The 2,718-nt window shown below is 70.1% G+C and carries 1 protein-coding gene; it reads right to left on the bottom strand.

The features are described from left to right. Nucleotides 1–2,718 (bottom strand): non-ribosomal peptide synthetase (locus ACWEH3_RS35920; RefSeq protein ID WP_452358506.1); only part of this gene is annotated, 2,718 nt, incomplete at both ends.

Here is a 2,718-nt window from a genome sequence, read left to right as displayed (position 1 = left end):
TCTCCGCGACGATCTCCTCGATCGGAGTCGAGGGAGCGCGGAACACCCTGGCCTCGAACACCGGAGCGGGCAGCGCCCTGCGGTCCAGCTTGCCGGAGGCGTTCACCGGGAAGGCGTCCAGCACGACCAGCGCGGCCGGGACCATGTAGCCCGGCAGCGCCGCGGCCAGCGCGGACTTCACCTCGTCGATGTCCACGGCCACATACGGTTCGCAGACCAGGTAGCCCACCAGCTGGTCGCCCGCGTGCGCGTCGGAACGCAGTACGACCACCGACTGCGCGATCCCGGGCAGTGCCAGCAACGCGGACTCGATCTCGCCCAGCTCGATACGCAGGCCGCGCAGCTTCACCTGGAAGTCCGTGCGGCCCAAGTACTCCAGCTCGCCGCCCGGAGTCCAGGCCACCAGGTCACCGGTGCGGTACATCCGGTCGCCCGGCGCGCCGTACGGGTTTGCCACGAACCGGTCGGCCGTCAGGTCCGAGCGGCCCAGGTAGCCGAGCGCCAGCTGATCGCCCGCGAGATACAGCTCACCCGCGACACCCGGCGCGACCGGGTGCAGGCGGCTGTCCAGCACGAAGACGCGGGTGTTCCACACCGGGCGTCCGATCGGCACCGACACCGTGTCGGCCTCGGTCGCCTCGTGGTAGGTCACGTCGACGGCGGCCTCGGTCGGGCCGTACAAGTTGTGCAGCCGTGCGCCGGTCAGCTCGCGCAGCCGCTGCGCCGTCTGCGCGGGCAGCGCCTCACCGGAGGCGAAGACCTGCCGCAGCCGCGGCGCGGGCAGTCCGTCGCCGTTCTCGTTGCCCAGCGTGGAGACGAAGACCGAGAGCATCGACGGCACGAAATGCGCCGTGGTGATCTGCTTCTCTGCGATGATCTGGGACAGGTACACCGGGTCGCGGTGCCCGTCCGGGCGCGCCACGACCAGCCTGGCCCCGGTCTGCAACGGCCAGAAGAACTCCCACACCGACACGTCGAACGTGGCGGGCGTCTTCTGCAACACCGCGTCATCGCGACCGATCGGGTACTCGTGCTGCATCCACAGCAACCGGTTCACGATCGCTTCGTGGCTGACCGCGACACCCTTCGGGCGTCCGGTCGAACCGGACGTGAAGATGACGTACGCGGTGTTCTCCGGCCGCAGCGGCCGCGTGCGCTCGGCATCCGTGATCGGCGCGCCGCTGGTCTCGGCGAAACCGGGCACGCCCTCGATGCCCTCCACCGACAGCGCGGTCACCGCGGGCTGCGGGTCAAGGCCGAATCCGTCCGCCGAGCGGTACAGGATCATCCGCGGGCGGGCGGTCTCGATGATGTAGTTGATCCGGTCGGCGGGCTGATCCGGGTCCAGCGGCACGTAGGCCGCGCCGGTCTGCACCACCGCGTACATCGCGACGACCAGTTCGGTGGAACGCCGCAGCGCCAGCGCCACCAGCGATTCCGGGCCCACGCCCGCGCCGATGAGCTGGCGGGCGATGCGGTTGGCCCGCTCCTGGAGCTGGCGGTAGGTCAGCCGCTCGCCTTCGAAGTCCAGCGCGATCGCATCCGGCGTCGCCGCCGCCTGCGCGTCGAACAGCGAGACCAGCGTCGCGACCTGGTCCACCGGATGTCCGGTGTCGTTCCAATCGATCAGCACCCGCGCGCGTTCCTCGGACGCGAGCAGGTCGATGTCGCCGATCGGGACGTCCGGGTCGGCGGTCACGGCCGCGAGGATGCGGTCGAGGCGCCGGGCGAACGCCGCGACGGTCGGCTCGTCGAAAAGATCCAGGGCGTAGGAGAATTCGGCCGACATGCCCGCCGAATCGCCGTGGTCGTCCTGGGTCTCCGACAGGGTCAGCTGCAGGTCGAACTTGGCCAGCCGCGCGTCGTAGTCGATGCCGTTGACCGAGAGTCCGGGCAGTTCCAAGCTGGCCTGCCGGGTGTTCTGGAAGGTCAGCATCACCTGGAACAGCGGATGCCGCGCCTGTGAACGCGCCGGGTTGAGCACCTCGACCAGGCGCTCGAACGGCACGTCGGCGTGCGCGAAGGCGTGCAGGTCGGTCTCGCGGGCGCGGGCGAGCAGATCGGCGAAGCTCATCGCGCCGTCCACCTCGGTGCGCAGCACCAGAGTGTTGACGAACATGCCGATCAGGTCGTCCAGCGCGGCTTCACCGCGACCGGCGACCGGGGTGCCGATGGCGATGTCGCTGGTGCCGCTGGCGCGGGCGAGCAGGACCGCCAGCGCGCTGTGCAGCACCATGAACAGCGATGCGTTGTGCCTGCGGCCCAGCTCGATCAGGGCGCGCTGGGTCTCGCCGGAGATCACGAACGGGTAGGTGCCGCCGCGGTAGGAGGCGACGGCCGGGCGCGGCCGGTCGGACGGCAGCGTCAATTCGTCGGGCAGATCGGCCAGTTCGCGCGTCCAGTACCGGATCTGGTTGGCGATCAGTGAACTCGGGTCGTCCTCGGAGCCGAGCACCTCGCGCTGCCACAGCGCGTAATCGGCGTACTGCACCGGCAGCGCCGACCACGCGGGCGCCTCCCACGACGTGCGGGCGGCGTAGGCCACCATCACGTCGCGGGCCAGCGGGCCCATCGACCAGCCGTCGGCCGAGATGTGGTGCACCACCATGCCCAGCACGTACTCGGTCTCGCTGATCTCGAACAGCCGTGCGTGCAGCGGCACTTCGCTGGTCACGTCGAACGCCATCGACGCCAGCTCGACCAGGTGATCGATCAGGT

This window comes from Nocardia sp. NPDC004718, from assembly GCF_053601535.1.
The sequence above is the reverse complement of the archived record's forward strand: the minus strand, read 5'-3'. Positions and strand labels throughout refer to the sequence as shown.